Annotated in this window: 5 protein-coding genes; all 5 read left to right on the top strand. The window is 61.8% G+C overall.

Annotated elements, in window-relative coordinates:
• Window positions 1-8 precede the first annotated feature (8 nt).
• The 5 genes from V8J88_RS05740 (at window position 9) to V8J88_RS05720 (ending at window position 23563) form a co-directional block, all read left to right on the top strand.
• Window positions 9-4781: an SDR family NAD(P)-dependent oxidoreductase gene (locus tag V8J88_RS05740; RefSeq protein WP_338848358.1), complete on the top strand. Its 4773-nt coding sequence runs from the start codon at window positions 9-11 to the stop codon at window positions 4779-4781.
• Window positions 4782-4863: 82 nt separating this feature from the next.
• Window positions 4864-11718: an amino acid adenylation domain-containing protein gene (locus tag V8J88_RS05735; RefSeq protein ID WP_338848357.1), complete on the top strand. Its 6855-nt coding sequence runs from the start codon at window positions 4864-4866 to the stop codon at window positions 11716-11718.
• A 10-nt stretch (window positions 11719-11728) separates the two neighbouring features.
• A complete protein-coding gene (locus V8J88_RS05730) occupies window positions 11729-15013 on the top strand; it encodes an amino acid adenylation domain-containing protein (RefSeq protein WP_338848356.1) in 3285 nt (1094 codons plus the stop codon).
• A 10-nt stretch (window positions 15014-15023) separates the two neighbouring features.
• Window positions 15024-22280, top strand: a complete 7257-nt coding sequence (locus V8J88_RS05725; RefSeq protein WP_338848354.1) for a beta-ketoacyl synthase N-terminal-like domain-containing protein — start codon at window positions 15024-15026, stop codon at window positions 22278-22280.
• Complete coding sequence (locus tag V8J88_RS05720; protein ID WP_338848353.1) at window positions 22277-23563, top strand: hypothetical protein; 1287 nt, start codon at window positions 22277-22279, stop codon at window positions 23561-23563. The genes V8J88_RS05725 and V8J88_RS05720 overlap by 4 nt, the downstream gene beginning before the upstream one ends.
• Window positions 23564-23567 lie beyond the last annotated feature (4 nt).

Genomic DNA, 23567 nt, shown 5'->3' with positions numbered 1-23567 from the left:
GAGCACCTATGTCAAGCATTAAAAAATACATTCTGGAACAAGTCGCCAAGCGCAATCTGACGCAAGATGAGGCAAAAAAACTCTTGACTGAGTTGAGCAACAGCAAAGACAGTGAGCCGGGCGCGCCGAAAAACAACGATATCGCCATCATCGGCATGGCCGGACGTTTTCCACGCTCCGCCGACGCTGAGCAATTCTGGCAAGTCTTGCGCAATGGTTTAAATTGCATCCGCCCCTTCCCCAAACAGCGCGCGGCTGACTTTGAACATATTTTGCGCAATCCTTCCTACACCGAGTTTTTGATCGGCGATGCGATTCCCGAAGAAGACATCCCGCATGCGCATGCAGCCGCCGGCTATCTGGATGAAATCGACAAATTCGACGCCCAGTTTTTCGGCATCCCGCCGACCGAAGCCACCTTCATGGACCCGCACCAGCGCGTGGCGCTCGAATTGGCCTGGGAAACCATGGAAAACGCCGGCTACGGCGCGCAGCGCCTGTATGGCAGCAATACCGGGGTGTATCTGGGCCGTGAAAACACCAATTACTCGCTGTACCGCTACACCACCGAAAACAATCCGATGAAACTGACCGGCTCCTGGGAGAGCATCATGGTCAGCCGCATCTCGTTTTTATTCGACTTCAAAGGCCCCTGCATGATCGTCGATACCGCCTGTTCCGCCGGGCTGGTCTCGGTGCATATGGCGGCGCAGGCGATTTTGAATGGCGAATGCGACACCGCCTTGGCCGGCGGCATCAATCTGATCATCACCGGCGAAATGAACCCGCGCTTTCAGGGCAGTATGTCAATGGATGCGGTGGAATCGAAAGACTCGACCATCCGCACCTTTGATGCGCGCGCCAACGGCACGGTGTGGGGCGAAGGGGTGGCGATGGTGATGCTCAAGCCCTTGGCCAAAGCCATCGCCGACCGCGACCCGATTCACGCGATTATCAAAGGCAGCGCAATCAATAATGACGGCGCGGCGTCCGGCCTGACCGCGCCAGACCCTGAGGCGCAGGAAGCGGTGATTGTGAAAGCCTGGCAAAAAGCCGGCATTGATCCGGCCACCCTGTCGTATGTGGAAGCGCATGGCACCGGCACCGTGTTGGGCGACCCGATTGAATTCAAAGGCTTGAGCGCCGCCTTCCGCCGCTTCACGCCCAAACGCCAGTTCTGCGCCATCGGTTCGCTGAAAACCAATATGGGCCATCTGGTGGCGGCCTCCGGCGTGGCCTCGCTGTTCAAGGTGGTGAAATCGCTGCAACACCGCGAAATGGCCCCTACCATCAACTTCGAGCAACCCAACCCCTATATCAATTTCTTATCCAGCCCGCTGTATGTGAATGATATTTTGCGGCCCTGGCCGGCCCCCGAGGGACATGGGCGGCGCGCCGCCTTAAGTTCCTTCGGCTTCAGCCACACCAACTGCCATATGGTGCTGGAAGAAGCGCCGCCGCGCGCCGAACTGGCGCCGGGCAAACCCTTTTACTGCTGCACCCTGTCGGGCCAGACGCGCGAGGTGTTGCTGGATTACGTGGCGCGTCTGCAGCGCTATCTGCAAGAACAGGATTTCGCCGGCCAGCTGCCGGCCCTGGCCGATCTGTGCCACACCCTGAATCTGGGACGCGGCCATTACAGCCACCGGCTGGCGCTGGTGGCGGCCAATCTGGATGAATTGCGTGCGCAACTGACGCAAGCGCCGGCGCTGATCAGCGATGGCGTCAGCGTGGCGGGCGGCTTTTACCAGTCGCACCAGATGGTCAGCGACAAGAAAAAGCAACTGGCCGCCGGCGAACTGAGCGATAAGGGCAAAAAAGAATTGAACGGCCAGGCTGCGCAAGCTGTCGCCGCCTGGCTCGCCGCGCCGGATCGCACGGGGCTGGAACAACTCGCCGCACTGCATGTGGCCGGGGCTGATTTGCCGTGGGCCAGTCTGTACGCCGGCGAAGCGCGCAACTGGCTGGCGCTGCCGACCTACCCATTCCAGCGCATCCGCGTCTGGGCCGGGCCGAAAGTCAGCCAAGTCACCAGCCAGGAAAAATTGCATCCGCTGTTAGAGCGCAAGAGCACGCAGGAAGGCGGACGCGAAGTGTTTTCCTCCCGTTTTGGCGCCAACAGCCATTGGGTGCTGGCCGACCACAAAATCAAGGGCGTGTGCGTGGTGCCGGGCACCACCTATCTGGAAATGGCGCGCGCCGCCGCCCGCCTGTCACAGCACACCACCGATTGGATCGGGGTGGAATTGCGCGATGTGTTCTTCCTGCAACCGATGATTGTGGAGGCTGATGCGCAACGCGATGTGCGCTTAAGCCTGCAGCCGGATGGCGGGATACTGCGCTTTACGATTGAAAGCGCGGCCCCCGGCGGCAAAGAATGGCAAGGCCATGTGGAAGGCAAAATCGCCGCATGCGGCGCAAGCCAGGCGACTGCGCCGGATATCGCCGCCTTGAAAGCGCAGGCGCATGAAAGCATCGAAACCTTTGAAGCCGAAACCGATACCGGCGTATTCCAATTCGGCCCGCACTGGGATGCGGTGCGCTCGGCCTGGCTGATCGGGCCTGACGCCCTGGCCAAGCTGGCGCTGCCGCCGCAACTCGCGCATGAAGTCGCCACCTTCCAGCTGCATCCGTCGGTGATGGATAACGCCATGAATCTGTTAAGCCAGAACAGCGGCGTGACCTATCTGCCGTTTTCTTATAAATCGCTGAAAATTTATGCCCCATTCAGCGCGCCGATGTACAGCCATGTGCAAGCGCGCCGCCTGCCCGAAGGGCAAACCCCCGGCACGGCGGAAACCATGAGCTATGACGTGCTGCTGTTTGGCGCGGATGGGCAAATCATTGCCGAAGTCGGCGACTATGTGGTGAAAAAGGTCAACAGCTTCGCCGGTCTTGGCGGCAAGGCCGAGCCGGGCGCGGATGGCGAATATCTGGCGATGCGCTGGCAACCTGTCACCTTGCCGGAGGCGGATGCAGCCCCGCAACGCCTGCTGCTGCTGGCCGGCCCCGACAGCCGCGCCGAGGTCTGGCGCCAGGCGCTGCAAGACTGCGGGGTCGAGTGCCGTGTGATGTATCTCAACGGCGCCGGCGCGCCCTCGGTCAGCGCCGATGCGGATGGCATGCGCCAACTGTGCCAGGGCGATATGTTGCAAGGCACGCAAGGGATTGTGCTGTTGCCGGCCATCGCCGGCAGCAACCTGCTGCAAGCCGACGCCGCCAGCTTTGCTGCGCAGCGCGGCGCCAGCGTGGATCTGTTATTGCACCTGGTGCAAGCCCTGCTGGCCGCCAAAACCGCGCTGCCCTGGGGCTTGGGGGTGGCCAGCGCGGCGGGCGAGGCGATGGGCGCCGCCGCTGCGATGCTGGGCGTCTGCGCCGGCATGGAATACAGCAAGCTGCCGTGCCGTCTGCTCGACTATGACGCCGCCAGCACGCCGGCGCAAAGCGCCGCCACCCTGCTCAGCATCCCGCCGGGCAAATTATTCGCCCTGCGCGAAGGCCGCTGCCTGCAACGGGAAATGTATCCGCTGAGCTTGGCGGAACCGCAGGCGGCAGCGCCGGTGGTGCAGGAAAACGGGGTGTATCTGATCACCGGCGGCTTGGGCGGCCTGGGTTTGGCCTGCGCCGCTTATCTGGCGCAACAGGCGCGCTGCAAAATTGTCTTGCTGGGACGCAGCCAGGTCGCCCCGCAAACCGAATGGGAAAGCCGCGCCGCCAGCGAGCCGAAATACGCCCAGCTGGTGAAACTGGCGCAAGACTGCGCCGCACTCGAATGCCTGGCCTGCGATATCGCCGACGGCGCCGCCCTGCGCGCCGCGCTGGACGGCGTGCGCCAGCGCCATGGCGCGCTCAAAGGCATCATGCATCTGGCCGGGGTGGCCGGCGAAGGCTTTATCTTGCGCAAAGACTATGCCCGTTTTGACGCCGTGCTGCGGCCCAAGCTGCAAGGCTTGCACAATCTGCAGCAAGCCAGCGCCGCCGATCCGCTCGACTGGTTGCTGTGCTTCTCCTCCATCACCGCGCTCACCGGCGGCGAGGGACAAAGCGATTACGCCGCCGCCAACGCCTTTATGGATGCGTATTGCGCCCTGGCGCAGCAGGCGGGCCGGCCCTTGATGGCGCTGAACTGGCCGTCCTGGAAAGAAATCGGCATGGCGGTTGATTTTGCCGTGGACGAGTCAAACAGCCCCTTTGCCGCCCTGGCCCCGGAACATGCTTTTGCGCGTCTGAGCCGGATTTTGCAACATGCCCAAAACGGCCGGCGCGAGGCGCTGCTGCCTTCCTCGATCAACCCCGCCGGCATCGCCCCCTTTGTCAGCGAACTGCCGTTTGTGCTGGCGCCGGAATTGCAACGCCGTCTGTCTGACAGCGGCGGCGCCACCGAAATGAATGCCGACAATATCCAAATCGTGTTGCGCGGCAAGAATGAGGAAGATGTCAGCGCGACTGAACTGAAATTGGCCAAAATTTATGCGGTGGTGCTGGGTTTGACGGAAATCGATGTCTTCACCAACTTCCACGACATGGGCGGCAATTCGATTATCGCGACCCATTTATTGAAGTTGATCGACAGCCACTTCCCGCAGATGGTGGACATTTCCGACATCTTCTCCTACGCCTCAATTGATGAAATGGCGGCGTATGTGGAAGAAAAACTGGCGCGCCTGCAGCCGGCGGCGGCACAGCCGGCGGCGACGGAACAGGCCCCGCAACTGTCCGATATGCTGGATCAGGCCTTGGAAGGCGATGAAGGACTGGAGTCATTCCTGGATAAATTCTGAACAGATGCCGCGCTTACCGGCGGGCGCTGCGCGCCTGCCGGCCAGTCAAGCCCGATAGTGAAGTTTGAATCACGCAAAACATATGGCCGAACATACCGATACCCAGTCCACTGCGGCGCCCGATGGGGCGCCAAGCGCCGGCGGGCAAAATGTGCGCAAAGAATTGGCGCGCTTTTTGTTGGAGCAAGTTAAACAAAAACACTTGCCCAAAGAGCAGGCCCTGAGTTTTCTGGAAGAGCTGGCGAAAACCCCGCCCCCCGGAAAAAGCGCGGCGCAGGAAGAACAAATCGCCATCATCGGCATGGCCTGCCGCTTTCCGCATGCTGACGATAAATGGCAATTCTGGCAGCGTTTGGCTGCCGGCCAGTCTTGCATCGGCGCGTTTCCGGCGCGCCGGCGCGATTTGTTAGGCGCGCTGGACAACTATGAAACGCCGCTGTTTGACGGCGGTTTTTTGCAGGATGTGGAAAGGTTTGACCACGAATACTTCCAGATTCCGCCGGTGGTGGCGCGCAGCATGGACCCCTACCAGCGCTTATTGCTGGAAGTGCTGGTGGAAACCATGGAAGACGCCGGCTATCACAAGGAAGCGCTGTATGGCGCCCCGGTTGGCATTTTTGTCGGCAATGACCACACCCATCGCCTGGTGAATTCCTATCTGAACTTCATCCGCGAGATTGATTTCAATGCGATTACCGGCTCCTGGACAGCGGTGCTGGCCAGCCGCCTGTCGTATCTGTTCAATTTTAAAGGCCCGGCGCTGGTCACCGACACCGCCTGCTCTTCCGGTCTGGTGGCCTTGGATCAGGCTTGCAAAGCGCTGCGCAATGGCGATTGCGAAACCGCGCTGGTGGGTGCGGCGAATCTGTTTTTCACTCCGGCCAAGGGCTTGGTGGGGGAAATTGAAAACACCGATTACAAGGTGCGCGCATTTGACAAAGGCGCCAGCGGCACGGTGTGGGGCGAAGGGGTGGCGGCGGTCATGCTCAAACCCTTATCCGCCGCGCTGCGCGATGGCGATTGCATTCACGCCATTGTCAAAGGACTGGCGGTGAATAATGACGGGGCCTCAAACGGCTTGACCGCGCCCAGCGCGAAAGCGCAAAAAGAAGTCTTGAGCCAGGCCTGGCGGCGCGCCGGCATTGATCCGCAGCAGATTTCTTATATCGAAACCCATGGCACCGGCACGCAATTGGGCGACCCGATTGAAATCAAGGGCATCAGCGGGGCCTTTGAACAATTCGGCGCACGCCGCCAGTTTTGCGGCATCGGCTCGGTCAAAACCAATATCGGCCACACGGTTGGCGTAGCCGGTCTGGCTTCGCTGATCAAGGTGGTGATGGCGCTGCAACAACGCCAATTGCCGCCCAGCTTAAACTTTGAGCAACCTAACCCTTTTATCGACTTCGCCGCCAGCCCGGTGTATGTGGTCGATCATTTGCAAGACTGGCCGCAAAGCGCCACGCCGCGTTTAGCCGGCATCAGTTCCTTCAGCCTGTCCGGCACGAATTGCCATGTTTTGCTGGAAGAAGCGCCGGCGCAGCCGCGCGCAGCCGAACACGCACGCGCCGAACTCTTGATTTTGTCCGCGCGCAGCCCTGAACTGTTGGCGCAAAGCCTGCAACGCTGGCTCGATTGGTTGCAAGCCGGACATGATTTCGCCCTGGCGGATCTGTGTTTTACCGCCGCCATCGGCCGCGAGCAGCAAGCTTGCCGCGCCATTCTGCCGCTCACACCAGACAGCGGGCGCAGTGAACTGATAAGCGGCTTGCAAACGCTGCTGAGCGCTTTACAAGACGGCGCACAACATGCACAGCTGCAACGCAGCCCGGCCAAGCCGGACGCTGGCGCACTCTCGGCCATGCGCGCCGAGCGCAATGATGTGCTGCCGGCAGCACGCGCCGGCGACGCCGCCGCCTTGACCCGTCTGGGCCAATTATGGCTGGCAGGCGTCCCGGTGAAATGGGAAGAACTGTACCAGGGCCGGCCCTGCCGCCGCATCAGCCTGCCCGGCCAGGTTTTCGTCGCCCATCATTTCTGGGACAGACCGGCAGCGGTGCGCGGGGCCGCTGCGCCCGTCGCCAAAGCAGAAGCCAAAAATGATGACTGGGTGCAGGAAGCCTTGCAAGCGCCATGCCGCTTAGCGCCGCAGCAAATGCCGGCGCAGGATGGCCCCGCCTGGCAGGCCCTGGCCTGGGTCTGGAGCGAAGCGCTGGGTTATCCGCAAGTCAAGCTGGAAGATGATTTTTACGCACTCGGCGGCGATTCCATCATCGGCTTGAAAATCATTCATGTCATCAACACCGCCTGCGCGCTGGAATTGACGATTGCCGATTTGATGAGCGCGCCCAGCCTGGGCGCGTTTGGCGCCAAACTGCTGGCCGAACACAACTTCGCCAGCCGTCTGCAACAGCCGCAGGCCGCACAAGACCTGATCGCGCCGGCCCAGCCGATTGGCCATGACGCCGCCGGCCGCCCGCAATACGCCCTGTCGCGTGCGCAAACGCGCATGCTCTTGATCGAACGGATTGCGCCCGGCGCCAGCGCCTACAATGTGCACGCCCTGGTGCGGCTGGAACAGATGCCGGATCTGAAGCAAACAGAACAACTGCTGGCGCAATTGATTGCGCGCCACGATGTGCTGCGCTGCGCCTATGACAGCCAAAGCGGCGACTTGCGTCAAACCCTGTACGCAGCGCATGAGCTGCCGCCCTGCCAGCCGATTTTGCACCACATCACCCCGGCTGCCGGGCAAAGCGTGGAACAGGCTTTGCACGCCGCCGCACGCGCAGCGGTGCAACCGTTTGATCTGCGCCAGCCGCCTTTGCTGCGTTTGCATTTCTTCCTGTCCCCGGATGGGGCATGCCATATGTTGCTGGACATGCACCACATCGCCACCGATGGCAGTTCGATGGGCGTGCTGATCGCCGAATTCATGGCCTTGCAAGCCGGCCACAGCCTGCCCGCCCTGCCCTGCCAATATCAGGATTTCGCCGCCTGGCAAAACCAGCGTTTCCTGGATGGCGCATATGCCGCGCAGCAGGCGTATTGGCTGGAACGCTTTGCCGGCGAGATTCCGGTGCTGGATTTGCAAACCGATTACCCGCGCCCGGCCTGGCAGGATTTCAAAGGCGCGCGCTTAGCCCGCGTCTTGCCGCCGGAGCTGGCGCAAGGTTTGCGCCACACCGCGCGCGCGCATGGGGCCAGCCTGTTCATGTGTTTATTGGCCGGTTTTTACGCCATGCTGTGGCGCGTCGGGGCCGGCGCCGATCTGGTCTTGGGCGCGCCGGTGGCCGGTCGCACCCGGCATGAGTTGCACAGCCTGCAAGGCATGTTCGTCAACACCCTGGCGCTGCGCCAGGATGTGCAGGAAGCGGACAGCTTCGCCAGCTTGCTGGCGCGGGTGCGCAGCAATGTCATGCAAGCCCTGGCGCAGCAGGATTATCCGTATGACGAACTGGTGGAGCATTTGCAGCTGCCGCGAAATGCAGGCCGCAATCCCCTGTTTGATATTTACTTCGTGCTGCAAAACGAAGATATGGGTTTGGAGAGCGGCAGCGTATCGAGCGTCAGCTTTGATAATGGCAGCGCGAAATTTGACATCACCGTGATCTTGCGTGAAGCCGCTGACGGCTTGCATCTGGAGTGGGAATACGCCACCAGCTTATTCGCCGCTGACAGCATGCAGCGCATGATGGATTGGTATGAACGGATCTTGCGTCAAGTCATACAAGACGCACAAATTCCTTTGCAAGCGCTGGAATTGCTGAATGCGCCCGAACGCCAGCATCTGCTGGAAGAACTCAACGACTGCGCCAGCGCCTTCCCGCGCCACGCCACGCTGGCGCAATTGTTTGCGCAGCAGGCCGCGCGCACACCGCAGGCGATTGCGCTGGACGATGGCGCGCAGCGCCTGACTTACGCCGAGCTGGACGCGCGCAGCAACCGTCTGGCGCACTGGCTGCGGCAAGCCGGCGTGGCGCCGGGCGAATTAGCGGCGCTGCAGTTTGAGCCTGGCTTCGCCATGATTGAAAGCATGCTGGCGCTGTTTAAAATCGGGGCCGCCTATCTGCCGCTGGAATTGGACAGCCCGCGCGAGCGCTGCCACGATATTTTGCAACAGGCCGGCGTCAAACGCCTGCTGTGCGGGGCTGAGCTGCAGCCGCTGGGCGAGGGCCTGGGCCTGGAAGTGATCCGCCCGGAACTGCTGGAGCTGCAAGCCCATCCCGCCAGCGCGCCCGCTTGCGATGCGAATGGCGAAAGCCTGGCGTATGTGATTTTCACGTCCGGCTCGACCGGCAAGCCGAAAGGCACGCTGATCCGCCACATGAGCGCAACGCGCGTGGTGTGCGAGACCAATTACATCAATTTGAGCGAACAGGATTGCCTGCTGCACGCCTCCAGCTATGCCTTTGACGGCTCGATTTTCAATATCTGGGCCGCGCTCTTGCACGGCGGCCGCCTGCGCCTGCCGGGACGTAAAGAACTGACCGATATGCCGCGCTTGGCGCAGATTATCGAAAGCAGCGGCGTGAGCGTGTTTTTCATGACCACCGCGCTGTTCAACGCCTTGCTTGACTGCAATGCGCAAGCGCTGCGCGGAGTGCGCCATGTGCTGACCGGGGGCGAAGCGGCTTCGCTGCGGCATATGCGGCGCGCCTGCGAACTGCTGGGGCCGGGCGGCTTGATCCATGTGTATGGGCCGACCGAAACCACGGTATTCGCCACCGCTTACCCGGTGCTGGAAGCCAGCTTCCCGCGCCACAGTGTGCCGATCGGACGGCCTTTGGCGAATACCCGCTGCCTGGTGCTGGATGGGCAGATGCGGCCGCAACCGTATGGCGTGACCGGCGAACTGTACATCGGCGGGCCTGGCGTTTCGCTTGGCTATCTGGGCCAGCCTGAGATCACCGCGCAAAAATTTGTCGATGATCCCTGGCGCCCCGGTGAAAAGCTGTACGCCAGCGGCGACCTGGTGAAATGGGTGGATCAGGGCGTGCTGCAATTTTTGGGACGGCGCGATCATCAAGTCAAGATTCGCGGCTACCGCATTGAACTGGGCGAAATTGAAGCCGTGCTGCTGCAGCACGCGCAAGTCAAGGAATGTCTGGTGACGGCGGATGCGAACGCGGAAGGACGGCGCAGTCTGGCCGCTTGGGTCGTGCCGCAAGATGCGGCGCATGTGCAGCAAGCCGACTGGCTGATGCAAGTGCGGCGCCATGTGGCCGCCCTGCTGCCGGAATATATGCGCCCCTCGGCCTGGTGTGTGCTGGCGGCCTTCCCCCTGAACCCGAATGGCAAAATCGACCGCCGCGCCTTGCCGCCGGCGCTGGCCGGGGCCGGCGAAAGCCAAACCGCGCCGCGCAATGCGCTCGAACAAAGCCTGGCGCAAGCCTTCGCCAGCGCGCTGGGCGTGGAGCAGGTCGGGATTGAGCAAAACTTTTTTGAACTGGGCGGCGATTCGATCAAGGCGATTCAAATCTGCGCCCGCCTGCAGGATCAGGGCCTGCAAGTGCAGGTCGCACAACTGTTCCAAACCCCGACGATTGCCGAATTGGCCGTCAGCCTGCCGCCGCCGGCCAATGAAAACGCGGCCGCCGGCGTCCTGCCGGATGTGCCGGCGCTGTGCGCCTGGCGCAGCCTGAGCGAAAGCCGGCGCCAGGGGCTGCAAGCCTGGCAGCTGCGCATCCCGCTGTCAGAATTGCCGGCGCAGGACGTGTTGCAACAGGCGTTGGACTGGCTGTGGCGGCGCCAGCCGGCTTTGCGTCTGCGCCTGCAGGAACAGGGCGCGGCCTGGGCTGCCGTGGGGCCGGATGCGCACGCGCCCCTGCACAGCTTTGCCGCCGCGCTGCCGGCCTTGGATGATGAGGCCGCCCAGGCGCCCTTGCGCGCCGCCCTGGATCTCAGTCTGGCGCAGCCGGATGGCGCCAGCGCGGTGTTTGGTCTGTGGCGCGCGCCGGATCGCGCCGGCGCTGAGAGCGGCATGCTGTGGCTGCTGCATCCGCTGGCGTGCGACGGCCCGGGCCTGGATTTGCTGTACGCCGATTGGCAAGCCTGTCTGCAAGCGGCGCAAGACGGACAAAGCGAACCGCCTGCGCGCCCTGCCGAATTGGCTGCCGCCGGCCAAGCTCTGCACAGCTGGGCGCAGGAACAAGCGCTGGAGGCGCTCGATTTCTGGGGCCGCCTGCAAGAACTGGGCGCCATCTGCACCCCGCGCGCGCTGCGCAGTTTTGCGCGCCACAGTTTCAGCCAGGCGCTGCCGGCGGCCCTGTGCGACGATTTGCAACACGATGCGCTGCGCGCTTACACCAGCAGCACCCAGGATCTGGCGCTGGCGGCCTTGGCGCAAGCGCTGCAAGCCTGGGCGGAAATCGAATACTGCCATGTGCTGCTGCAAACCGATGCGCGCGCCGCAAGCGCCTTGCGCAAATACAAAGCCGGCCCCGGCCCGCTGCAACTGCCCTACCCGCTGCCGCTGAGCTTTGAGGCCGATTGCGCGCAGCAGATCCGCAGCTGCAAACAGACCCAGCGCGAGTATGAAGAGCAAGGCGCCGCCTGGGCCGCGCTGCGTTATCTGAATCCGGCCTGCCCGCAGCCGCATGCCAGCTGGCTGGCGGCCTGGCATCCGCAAGTCGCGCTGCAAATCCTTGCGCCGCAAGCCGGGCGCCAAGTCGCCGCGCCGCTCTTGATGCATTACCTGCATGCGCTGGAGCTGGAAGTGGTGCTCGATCTGGCGCGCGCCCAGGTTCAGGTGCATGTCAGCGCGCAACTGGCCAAACGCGCCGATAAGCTGCCGGGCTTGCTGGCGCAAGCGCTGCAAAGCGTGGCGACGCATTGCTTAGCGCAGCAGGGCAGCGAAAAGAGCGCCAGCGACTTCAGCAGCAAGCTGGCGGCGGATGAACTCGACGGTATTTTTTCCGATTTGAATATGAACTAGGGGAAGCAGTATGTTGAGCAAAGAAAATGTGCAGGATATTTACGCATTAAGCCCGATGCAGCAAGGCATGCTGCTGCATTTTGCGATGGATCCGGCCTCGGATGCGTATTTCGAGCAATTCGACTTTTCCCTGCAAGGCGAAATCGACTCCCCCACCCTGCAAAAAAGCATTTACAGCCTGGTCGCCAAATATGATGTGTTGCGCACCGTGTTCAGCTTCCGCAAAACCGATTTGCCGCGCCAGATTGTGTTAAAGCAGCGCGCGCCGGAAAAACTCGCTTTGCAAGAGCTGGATTTACGCGCCATGGATGAGGCGGCGGCGCAGGCGGCTTTGCAGGAATTCAAGAACGCTCAACGGGCCCAGGCTTTTGATTTGAGCCAGGACGCCTTGTTGCGCTTCGCCCTGGTGCGGCGCGCCGGCGCACGCAACCATCTGATTTTATGTTTTCACCACATCATCCTCGATGGCTGGTGCATGGGCATGCTGTTGCGCGATCTGTTCGGCTTTTACGAGCGCTATGCGAACGATCCGGATTGCCAGATCGACGACCGCGAAAGCCATCCCTACAGCGGCTATATCCGCTGGCTGGAAGAGCAGGATATGGCGGCGGCGCAAAACTGGTGGCGGCAACAACTGGAAGACTATCAAAACGAAACCCTGACCCCGTATAGCGATGTCGGCCCGGACACGGCGCAGGCCTGCGGCGTATCCGGCGCAGCGGACGGCCCGAATGCGGCGGATTGCGAATTTGTGCTGGATCAGGATTTCACCCGCCGCTTGCAGGAAGTCGCGCGCAAACACCAACTGACCGTCAACAGCCTGCTGCAAAGCGCCTGGGGCTTTTTGCTGCAACGCTATAACAATCTGGACGATGTGGTGTTCGGCTGCGTCATCGCCGGCCGCCCGCCCGGCCTGGCCGGGGTCGAATCCATGATCGGCATGTTTTTGAATACCCAGCCGCTGCGCGTGCGCAGCCAGGCCGGCGATACCCTGCTGCATCTGGCGCAGCGCGTGCAACAGCAATTATTCGCCGCCGCCGCCTGGGATTTTTACCCGCTGTCGGCAGTGCAGTCGCTGTCGCCGCTGAAAAACCGCCTGATTTCGCACATCTTCACCTTTGAAAACCTGCCGCTGCAAGAACAGTTGCGCGGCCTGGAAGGCGGCGCGATTCAAATCGGCGCCGCCGAGATGCAGCCGACGGCGAAATATGATTTTCATATCGTGGTCAACCCGGGCGCTGAGCTGCGTATCAATCTGGTGCACAATCCGCGCCGCTTCCGCACCGAAGTGGTAGAGACCATAGGCCGCAGTCTGCGCCATATCCTGTGGCAAATGACGCAGGATATGCAAACCCCGCTGGATCAGGTCAGCCTGTGCGCGCAAGAGGAAAGCCGCCTGCTGCTGCAAACCTTCAATCCGCCGGGCGAGCCGTATGCGCGCGACTCCTGTCTGATTGAGCAATTCTGCATCGCCGCTGACAAATACAGCGACAATCCAGCCGTCTCCGGCGCAGATCAGGGCGGCGTGCTGCGCTGGACTTACCGCGAACTGCTGGACGAAGTGAAAGCAATTGCGCAAGCCATGCGCGCTGCCGGCGTGACGGCGGGCGATGTGGTGGCGCTGCAAATGCCGCGCAGCCCGTGGATGGTGGCCGGCGTGCTGGCCGCTTTGTATTGCGGCGCGACCTATCTGCCGCTGGATATGGATCTGGCCCCGCAGCGCCTCGAATTCACCTTGCGCGACGCCAATGCGAAATTATTTTGCGTGCTGCAAGACGCCCAGCCCGAAGCCGGCCTTGCGCAAGACTTGCCGCGCCTGCAGCTGGGCGCGGCAGCGCGCTTGGCGCGCGCGCCGCAATTGCAGCCGGTCTATGCGCCGCCGCAGCAAGCGGCGTATCTGATGTACACCTCAGGCTCCACCGGCCAGCCCAAGGGATGCCTGGTCAGCCAGCGCAATATTTTGCGCTTAGCCTTGAGCAATCAGGCGCTGCCGCTGGGGCCTGCATTACGCGTCTTGCAAATTTGCTCGGTGGCGTTTGACGTGGCCAGCCTGGAATATTGGGGTTGTCTGCTGCGCGGCGGCAGCTTGCATACGCCGCTGCTGAATCAGATTCTCGATCCGCAGCAACTCAAAGCGGTGTTGCGCGATGAGCAGATCAATGCCGTGTGGACTACCACCGGACTGTTCAATCAGCTGGTGGATGCTGATCCCAGCCTGTTTGCGCCCTTGCGCACGCTGATGGTGGGCGGCGACTCCTTATCGCCGCCGCATATCGCCAAAGTGCGCGCCGCCAATCCGCATTTGCTGGTGATCAACGGCTACGGCCCGACCGAAAACACGACCCTTTCCACCACCTTCGCCTTCACCCGCGACTGGCCGGAAGGCCCGCCCATCGGCGGCCCGATTGCGCATTCGACCTGCCATGTGCTGGATGCGCAAGGCCGCCTGCTGCCTTTGGGCGCCATCGGCGAATTGTGCTGCGGCGGCGATGGCGTGGCGCTCGGCTATCTGGGCAAACCCGAACTGAATGCGCAAAAATTCCTGGATGATCCGTTTAACCCCGGCGGCCGCTTGTACCGCACCGGCGACTATGCGCGCTGGCTGCCGAATGGGCTGTTGCAATTGCGCGGCCGCAATGACCATCAGGTGAAATTGCGCGGCTTCCGTATTGAACTGGGGGAAATTGAACGCCATGTGTGCCAGCTCGAAGGCGTGATCACCGCCGCCGTGGTGGTGCATGAAAACCAGTCCGGCAAACAGTTGTACGCCTTCTTTTGCGCCACGCGCGAATGGACGCCGGCGGAGATGCGTCAGGCGCTGCAAGCCAGCCTGCCCTCGTATATGACGCCGACCTGGTATTTACAGCTGGACAAGATGCCGCTCAACGCCAGCGGCAAAGTGGACAGACGCAGCCTGCCGCTGGACGATTGCAAACCGGCGGTGCGCGAGCACTCCGCGCCGGCGCGCAATCAAAACGAACAAACCATCGCCACCATTTGCATGCAGGTATTGAGCCTTGAGCAAATCGGCATCCATGACAATTTCTTTGACATCGGCGCCAATTCCTTAAACCTGATCGCCATCAACAACCGCCTGAAAGAAGCTTTTGCCCGTGACATTCCCTTAACCGCGCTGTTTGAACACACCAGCATTGCGCGTCTGGCCGCCTTCCTGGATCAGGATGGGGCCGCGCAAGCCGCCCGCCAGCAAGCCGAGGCGCGCGAATTGCAGCAGGCGCAAGACGCTCTGAAAAAAACCCGGCGCTTGATGCGTGCGCTGGATGACGAGGATTGAAAGGACAGCGATGAAAGTTAACACCTCCCGCACCGGATTGGAAATTGCCGTGATCGGCATGGCCGGCGCTTTTCCCGGCGCTGCCGATATCCCGGCTTTTTGGCAAAATCTGCTGGCCGGCCAGTCCGGCTTATCAACCCTGAGTCACGATGAATTGCTGCAAGCCGGGGTGCATCCGGAATTATTGAAGCGGAATAATTTTGTGCCCACCAAAGGCGTGTTCCCGAATCTGGAGTTTTTCGACCACAGCTTTTTTGAATACACGCGCGCCGACGCCGCCATGCTCGACCCGCAAATGCGCGCCCTGCATCAATGCGTGTATCACGCGCTGGAAGATGGCGGTTATTCGGCCAAGCCGGGCAATACCGGTCTGTTTATCGGCTCCTCGAATAATTTCACCTGGGAACTGGACACGATTTTGCAATGCGCCGAAGGCAGCGCTTCGCAATTTGCCGCGATTCAATTAAATGACAAGGATTTTCTCGCCACCCGCATCGCCTACAAACTGAATCTGACCGGGCCGGCGATCACCCTGCATTGCGCCTGCTCCACCTCGCTGTATGCGATTGACCTGGCGGTGCGCCAATTGCTGACCGGGGCTTGCCGCATGGCGATTGCCGCCGGCTCCGGCCTGACCCTGCCCTATAAAAACGGGTATGTGTATGAACAGGGCATGATTTTGTCGCCGGATGGCGTCTGCCGCCCCTTCTCTGACGATGCAAATGGCACGGTGGAAGGCAATGGCATGGTGGCGGTGCTGCTAAAACCGCTGGAAGACGCGCTGGAAGACCGCGACCGCATTCTGGCTGTGATTCGCGGCAGCGGCGCCAATAATGACGGCGCGCGCAAAGTCGGCTACACCGCCCCCAGCGTGGAGGGACAAGCCGAAGTGATCCGGCGCGCCATCAAAATGGCTGAAGTCGAAGCGGAAAGCATCAGCTATGTGGAGGCGCACGGCACCGCCACCGCACTCGGCGACCCGGTGGAAATCGAAGGCTTGAAAAAAGCCTTCCGCAGCAAACAAACCGGCTTTTGCGGCATCGGCGCCTTGAAAGCCAGCATCGGCCATCTCGACGCCGCCGCCGGCATCGCCGGCTTTGCCAAAGTGGTGCTGGCGCTGCACCACCGCTATTTGCCGGCCAGCCTGAATTTTCACGATTACAACCCGCAAATCGATTTCGCCAACAGTCCGTTTTATCTGGTGCGCGAAGGCCAGGCCTGGCGCCGCCCGCAAAGCGACGACGGCGAATGGCCGCTGCGCGCCGGCGTCAGCTCATTCGGCGTGGGCGGCACCAATGTCCATGTGCTGCTGGAAGAAGCGCCGGCGCTGCCGGCCCCCGATCCGGCCCCGGGCTGGCATACCCTGTGCCTGTCGGCCCACGATGAAGAGGGCATGCAAAGGTTGCAGCGCCAATTGCTGAGCTGGCTGGAAGGGCAAAGCACATTGCCGGCGGCAGCCGATTTTGCCTACACCATGAACACCCGGCGCCGCCTGCGTCTGCGCGCCTCAGTCGCGTTTTCCGATTGCGCCGAGTTGCTGCCGGCGCTGCGTCACGCCTGCTCTTTGCTGCCGCCGGAAGCAGAAGCGCCGCCGCTGCATGCGCAGATCCGCAGCCAGCCGATCGCCGCCAGCCAGGCCCCCTTGCGCTGCGCCCTGCTGTTTTCCGGTCAGGGCACGCAATACCCCGGCATGGCGCGCACCCTGAGCGCCAATCTGCCGGCCTTCAAGCAGGAAGTCGAAAACTGCCTGCAAATCTGCGCCACCCTGGGACGCCCGGAATTGCGCGGCCTGCTGCTGGAAGAAAACGATGCGCAGGCGCAGGAATTGATCGAACGCACCGAATTTGCGCAAGCAGCCCTGTTCATCGTCGAATACGCCAGCGCGCGCGTGCTGCAGAGCCTGGGCCTGGAAATCGCCGCCATGCTCGGCCACAGTCTGGGCGAATATGTGGCCGCCTGCATTGCCGGCGTATTCAGCCTGGAACAAGGTTTGCAATTGGTGATTGCGCGTGGCCGCCTGATGCAAAGCATGCCGCAAGGCGGCATGCTGGCAGTCTCCGCCGCCGCCGACACCCTGCGCGCGCTGCTGCCGCCAGGAGTCGATCTGGCGGCGGAAAACGGCCCGCAAGCCTGCACCGTGGCCGGGCCGCATGCCGCGCTGGAAAGCTGCGCGGCGCAATTGCAGGCCGCCGGCATTCAATGCAAGCCGCTGCACACTTCGCACGCCTTCCATTCCGCCATGATGGAGCCGATGCTGGAAGAATTCCGCGCGCTGCTCAACAGCATCCCGCTGAAAGCGCCGCAACTGCCCTATCTGTCCAACGTCAGCGGCGATTGGATCACCCCGGAACAGGCGCAAGACCCGGATTATTACTGCCGCCATCTGCGCGGCACAGTGCGCTTTGCCGCCGGCGCGCAAGTTTTGCTGGCCGATGAGCAGCTGGCCATGGTGGAAGCCGGGCCGGGCGCGGTGCTGTGTTCTTTGATGCGGCAAAACACCCCGGCGGGGCGGCAAGCGCGCTGCGTGGCTTTACACCCCGGCCCGAAAAGCCCGCTTTCCGACGCGCAGTTTTTCGCCCGCGCGCTGGGTGAAATCTGGGCCCAGGGTTTGCATTTTGAATGGAAAACCTGGTACGCCAATCAAAAACGCCAGCGCCTCACGCTGCCGCTCTACCCGTTTGCGCCAACCCGCTTCCCGGTAGGCCGGGGCAATATCTACACCCTGCTGGAAAAACACAGCGGCGCCGGCAGCGCGCCGAAAAGCGCGCCGGCGGCGGCCAGTTTCAGCGCGGCCTGCCCGACATGGCAAAACGCGGCCCAGCCGTTTGCCGAAGACAATCTTGGCGTGCGTCCCTGCCTTGGCTTCAGCGAGCACAAAGCGCTGCATGCCGGCCTGGGCAAGGTCAAAGGCTTGCGGCTGGACTGGGTGCGTCCCGGCCCCGCTTTCCGCGCCTTCGGGGCCGGTCTGCACCAGGCCGATTTGAGCCGCGCCACCGATTACCGGCGCCTGTTGCGCCATCTCAAGCAAGTCGATGGCGTGCCGGAACTGGTGGTCTGGCTGGCCCCCGATCTCAAACCAAGCGGCGCGCTGGAGGCGTTTACTGACCGCGTGCAGCGCATGCTGAATGGTTTGCGCGCCGAATGCCCGCAGCAGATGTTCAAATGCGTACTGTTTATTCCGCTTGAACAGGCGGATGAAAGCGCCAGCCTGTATCTGGATGGCTGGCTGCGCCGCATGCGCGTGGCCTGCCCGGCTTGCGATTTGCGCGCCGTGCTGCCGGGCCGCGCCCTGCTGCGCGCAAAAGCCTTGCCGCAGTTGGCGCAAATCATGGAAGACGAGCTCAATGACCATGCGCGCGATGTGCTGCTGGCCGCCCATGACGGCGCAGTGCGCCGCCTGTTCCAATTGCTGCCGCAACACTTGCCGCAAGGCGCGGCGCGCAGTCTGCACGGCAAAACCCTGGGCCTGATGCTGCCCCTGCCGGTGCGCCAGGACGGCAGCGCGGCGGAGCTGGAAAAACGCCAGCGCAGCCACGCCACGCTGCACAGCCTGGCGCAGCAGATCAGCGCCGCCTGCGGGGCCACCGTACACCCCATGCCGGCCGAACTGATCTTGCCGCATCGCAGCCCTTCCGCGCTGGCGCTGGACGGCGCCGCCCTGCGCAATTTCCTGCAACCGTACCTGGAGCGCGATCTGTCCCAGTACGGCTTGCATGATTACAGCCGGGCGCACAATCTGGTGGATGAGGCGTGCGGCATTCTGGTGGCGCAATTTGTGCATCAGCATGGTTTGCCGCTGCTGCCGGGCAATAAATTCAGCCGGCAGGATCTGGCGCAAGCGCTGGGCGTCACCGAGCGCATGCAAAAATATGTCGATTACTTCCTCGCGATTTTGAGCCAGGACGGCATCCTCCAGCACGATGGCGAACACTACCGCGTCTTGCGCGGCATCGAAGCTTTGCGCCCGTATCAAACGGTATATCAGGAAGTGGTGGCGGAAAGCCCGATGTTCCCCGGCAATTTGCGTCTGGTCGAGCATTGCGTGCGCCACTACAAAGAAGCGCTGCGCGAAGAGATTTCGCCGATTTCAGTGCTGTATCCGGATGGCAGCAACAGCATGCTGATCCAAGCCTCGCAAGGCTCGATTCAAGAACTCGAAGAAGCCGTGGTGCGGGTGGTGTTTGAAGACTGGATCCGGCAGATTCTGGACGCCGCCGGCGGACGCCCCTTGCGCATTCTGGAAGCCGGCGGCGGCTTCGGCCTCACCATGCGCCGCATTGCGCCCATGATGCGCGGGCGGCAGGTCGAATACTATTTCACCGACATCGGCAAAACCTTTTTGCACGAGGCGCGCGAATTCGCGCTGGAGCAGGATATCGACTTCCTCACCTTCGGCAATTTCGACATCACGCGCGACCCGGCGGAACAGGGTTTGGAATTGCACAGCTTTGATCTGGTGTTCGCTTTTAACGTGGTGCACGCCACGCGCGACCTGGATGTCACGGTGCCGAATTTGCACCGCCTGCTCAAAGATGGCGGCTTGCTGTGCCTGCTGGAGCGCACGGTGATGCGGCGTTACGCCGATCTGGTCTGGGGCCTGGCCGATGGCTGGTGGCATTTTGAGGATGCCGAGCGCACCCTCTCGCCGCTGATCGGCTTGGACCAATGGGAAAGGGTGGCGCGCCGCGCCGGCTTTACCGATGTGCTGGTGTATCCGCCGCGCGAGCTGCAACGCGCGCGCCAGGAAACCGGCATCATCATCGCGCAAAGCGTGCACAATCCGGCGCGTGAAAGCGCGCATATTGAAGGCGAATGGCGCCTGCCGGCCCCGCCGCAGCCGCTTGACGGCCTGCTCTTGCTGGAGCAGCCGCCGTTTGACGGCGAACTGCGCTTTGAGGCGTTTGGCGACAAGCTCTTGGACGGTCAGCAAGCGCACGACTGGCTGCCGGGCTGGCGCGCGGCATTGTTGCAGTGGGTCAAAGGGCAAAGCGGCTTGCGCTTTGGCGCCGCCCTGGCCCCTGGCCACAGCGGCGCACACAGCGGCGATGCAATTGTGAAATTGCGCCATGGACGCGCGCTGGACGCCGCCATGCGCAGCCATCTGGGCGCGGCGAATTGGCGCCGCCTCTGGCTGCCGGAACTGCCGCAAGGCGAGTTGCTGCAAGAAACCCTGGATGCGCTGCAATCCGGCGGCGCGGAAGTCTGCCTGCGCCCGGCGCAACAAGCGCTGTACGCCCTGGCCAAACCGCACACGGTGCGCAAAGAAAGCGCCGCCGCCACCCAGCTCGAAGGCGCGCAGGCGTATGCGCAATTATTGCAACAAGTGTGGGGCCAGTTATTCGGCCTGGAGCAAGTGCGCCCGGATGACGACTTCTTTGAACTGGGCGGCGACTCGCTCAAAGTCGCCCAGCTGACCGGCGAACTGGAGCGGCACGGCATCAAACTGATGTCGAATGAAGTATTCAACCGCCCCACCATCCGCACCTTGGCGGCCTATCTGTACGAGCACCGGCAAAGCGAACACGGCGCGGTGCGCGACTGGGCTGGGCTGCAGCAGCATCTGCGCAGCGTGTGCGGCTGCGAAAGCCAGGCGCTGGAAGTGCAGATTCAGGGCATGCCGCAGCAATTGCTGTTTGTCAGCGACGCTGCGATGGCGCAAGAATCCATGCTGGAGCGCGAATTGCGCGGCCTGCGCCTGCCGCTGCATTTGCAAGCGCACCGCATCCTGCCGCTGTCGCAACTGGCGGCCACCCAGGCCTTATTGCAAAGCGAGCCGGACAGCCCCTGGTCAGCCTGGCAACTGCAAGAGGAAGCAGCGGCGGATTTCCTGCCGGCCCAGATCGCCCTGGTGCAGCGCGCGATGCGCGAGATGAACCGGCAGATCTGCAGCGCGCCGATTGCAGCGCGCTACCCCATGTCGCCATTCCAGAAAATGTTTTTGAAGGAAGACAACCGCTTCGCTTTTTATCTGATCGATTTCAATGAAGAATTGCAAGTCGATCTGTTGCGGCGCGCCTTCACCGACATCGTGCGGGTGCAAGGTCTGTTGCGCAGCACGCCGCGCCACAGCCTGCTCTCAGCGCAATGGGAAGAACACGCGGCCCCGCAAGCGCTGCTGCCCTTGCCGCTGATTGATTTGAGCGGCTTCACGCCGCCGGCCCAATTGCGGCTGTGCGAAGCGCTGATGCAAGCGGAAAACCAGGTCGATCTGGACGTTGGCGGCGGGGTCATGTTCCGCGTCAGCCTGCTGCGTTTTGACCGCCGCCGCCACACCCTGCTGTTCAATCTGGATCACTCGATTTTTGACAATATGAGCGGCCAGGTCTTGCGCCGCCAATTGTTAAACCGCTACCGCGTGCTGCTCTCCGGCAGTCAGGCCGAGATGGAAGAAGTAAAGAGCTTCCGCCATTATCTGGATCAACTCAACCGTGGCCCGCAAGGCATCAGCAAAGAGCAGCTGATTGATCTGTTTGAATTGAAAGAATATGAGCGGGTCAAACATGTGGTCGAGGCGCGCATCGCCGCCAACCGCCAGCCGCGCGTCGCCAAAATGCGTTACACCCTGGATCTGGCGCAATACCGGCTGGCGAATGACGATGACGCCGCCTGGGAATTGACCCTGATGTTGCTGTGTTGTGCGCTTGGCCAGTATCTGGAGATTGACAGCGTACCGCTCAAGCTCTTGTATCAGGGCCGCCAATACCAGGATCTGTCTTACTTTGACACCATGGGCCTGTTCATTGACGTCTTGCCTTTGCTGGTGAAAGTCACACCGGAAGACCCGGCGCGCATGCTCGATGGCATCCAGCGCAAAGTGCGCTGCGTCAACCGCTATAACGTCAGTTTCATGAACATGCTCTTGAACTGGAAAATGCGCATGCAGTGGTGGGATGTGCTGAAAACCCAAGACCCGAAAAAGCTGCACCGCACTGACCCCATGATTTTGCTGAACTATGTCGGCAAGGCCGAGGAGGAATATCAAAAAATCGTTGAGTTTTCGAGCCGCCAGATTGAAGAAACCGAGAAAAAAACCGGCTACGCCAGTCTGTATGCGGTGGTCTCGGTGGTCGAGCGGAATATCCATTTTGATATTTTCTGCAGCTTTGAGCCGGATATGCAAAAGCTCTGGCGCGTGTTTGATGAGCAAGCGCACAAACTCTTGCCGCAGCAAGACTTTCAAGCTGCCGCGCCCGCAGCGCCGGCTGCCGCCGCCACGGCACATAACACACCGCTTCCTGCGGCTGAAACTTTGGAGGCATGTAAATGAAACGCACACTCAGCGCCCTGTTCGGGGCTGCCTGCATCAATCTGGCCTGGGCGCAAAGCGCGCCCCCTGCTGCGGATGAGGCCGCGCAAGGGGGCAACGATGGCTGGAAAGTCAGCGGTCACGTCTCCTCCCTGCTCGGCTGGCAGGCGTATAACCCGGATTCCGTGTATGGCTATGAAGGCTCCGGCACATCCACTTCACAAGTCAGCCGCAAAGTGCAAAGCGTGTTAAAAGTGACTTCGCCGGGCAAATACACCCTGGTATGGGATGGGCAATACGACTTCCGCCCCTACGGCCAGGACAAGGGCCGGGTGAATCAATTCAATCTGTCAGTGGATCTGAGTTCCTCGCTCAAGATGCGGGTCGGCAAACAGCGTGTGTTATGGGGACGCGGCTTTATTTATGTGCCGACAGATTTGATCAATCCGCCGATTGATCCGAGCGGCCTGGATGTGGCCAAGGTCGGCGTGCCGGCGCTCTCATTTGACTGGGTGCGCCCGGATTACGCCGTGACCGCCCTGGTGCGGCGCGAACGCGGACGGCTCGACAGTGTCGGGGTGAAATACTCGCCGGCCTGGAAATCCGGGTTGGATCTGGATTTTATCGCCTACCACGGCCCCAGCACCGGCAATGCGGTGGGGGCCTCGTATTCCATCGATGCAGAACAGATCCTGCACCCGAAGTTAAGCGGCCTGGTGTTGTTTGGCGGCTGGGCCATGCACACACGTTCACGCTTCCCGGCCTTGCAACAAGGCGTATTGGCAAACGCGGATGGCAGCGTAACGCAGTATCCGGCAGTCGGCGCAGCCGGCGCGCCGGGCCGCTATCATTCCTGGCTGCTGGGTGCGAGTTATCAGGCGGATGGCAATGTGTTGATCCTGGGCGAGCTGTATCACATCGGCGATGCGCTTTCCAAACCGCAGCTGGGACAGGTGATTGACGCCCTGGCGGAAAAAACCACCTTGCGCGCCACGCTCTCCAAGCCCTGGCTGAATCAATTGTCATTCGGGCGCAGTCAGCGTAACTATTTCAATCTGTCAATCAGCAAAGGCCCGCTGACGGAAGGCAGCTCGCGTCTGACGGACACCTTTAACGTGGAAGTGGCCAGCCTGCGCAATCTGGCTGACCATTCCGGCATGAATTCACTGGCCTTCATCTCGAATTATTGGGACCGTTCGGAAATCACCCTGCGCACCCTGTTTCCGTATGGTCGCGCAAATAGTGAATTCGGCAGCGTGCCTTATAAATGGTATGCTGAACTCAGTCTGAAAATCGGTTTTTAAGGAA

The sequence above is a fragment of the Massilia sp. W12 genome (genome assembly GCF_037300705.1).
GTDB lineage: Bacteria > Pseudomonadota > Gammaproteobacteria > Burkholderiales > Burkholderiaceae_D > JACPVY01.
This window is presented reverse-complemented; position numbering and strand designations above follow the sequence as displayed.

What these genes read in the sequence shown, in the direction of transcription:
- V8J88_RS05740 (WP_338848358.1), top strand. Translation starts at nt 9, where the DNA reads ATGTCAAGCATTAAAAAATACATTCTGGAACAAGTCGCCAAGCGCAAT.
- V8J88_RS05735 (WP_338848357.1), top strand. Translation starts at nt 4,864, where the DNA reads ATGGCCGAACATACCGATACCCAGTCCACTGCGGCGCCCGATGGGGCG.
- V8J88_RS05730 (WP_338848356.1), top strand. Translation starts at nt 11,729, where the DNA reads ATGTTGAGCAAAGAAAATGTGCAGGATATTTACGCATTAAGCCCGATG.
- V8J88_RS05725 (WP_338848354.1), top strand. Translation starts at nt 15,024, where the DNA reads ATGAAAGTTAACACCTCCCGCACCGGATTGGAAATTGCCGTGATCGGC.
- V8J88_RS05720 (WP_338848353.1), top strand. Translation starts at nt 22,277, where the DNA reads ATGAAACGCACACTCAGCGCCCTGTTCGGGGCTGCCTGCATCAATCTG.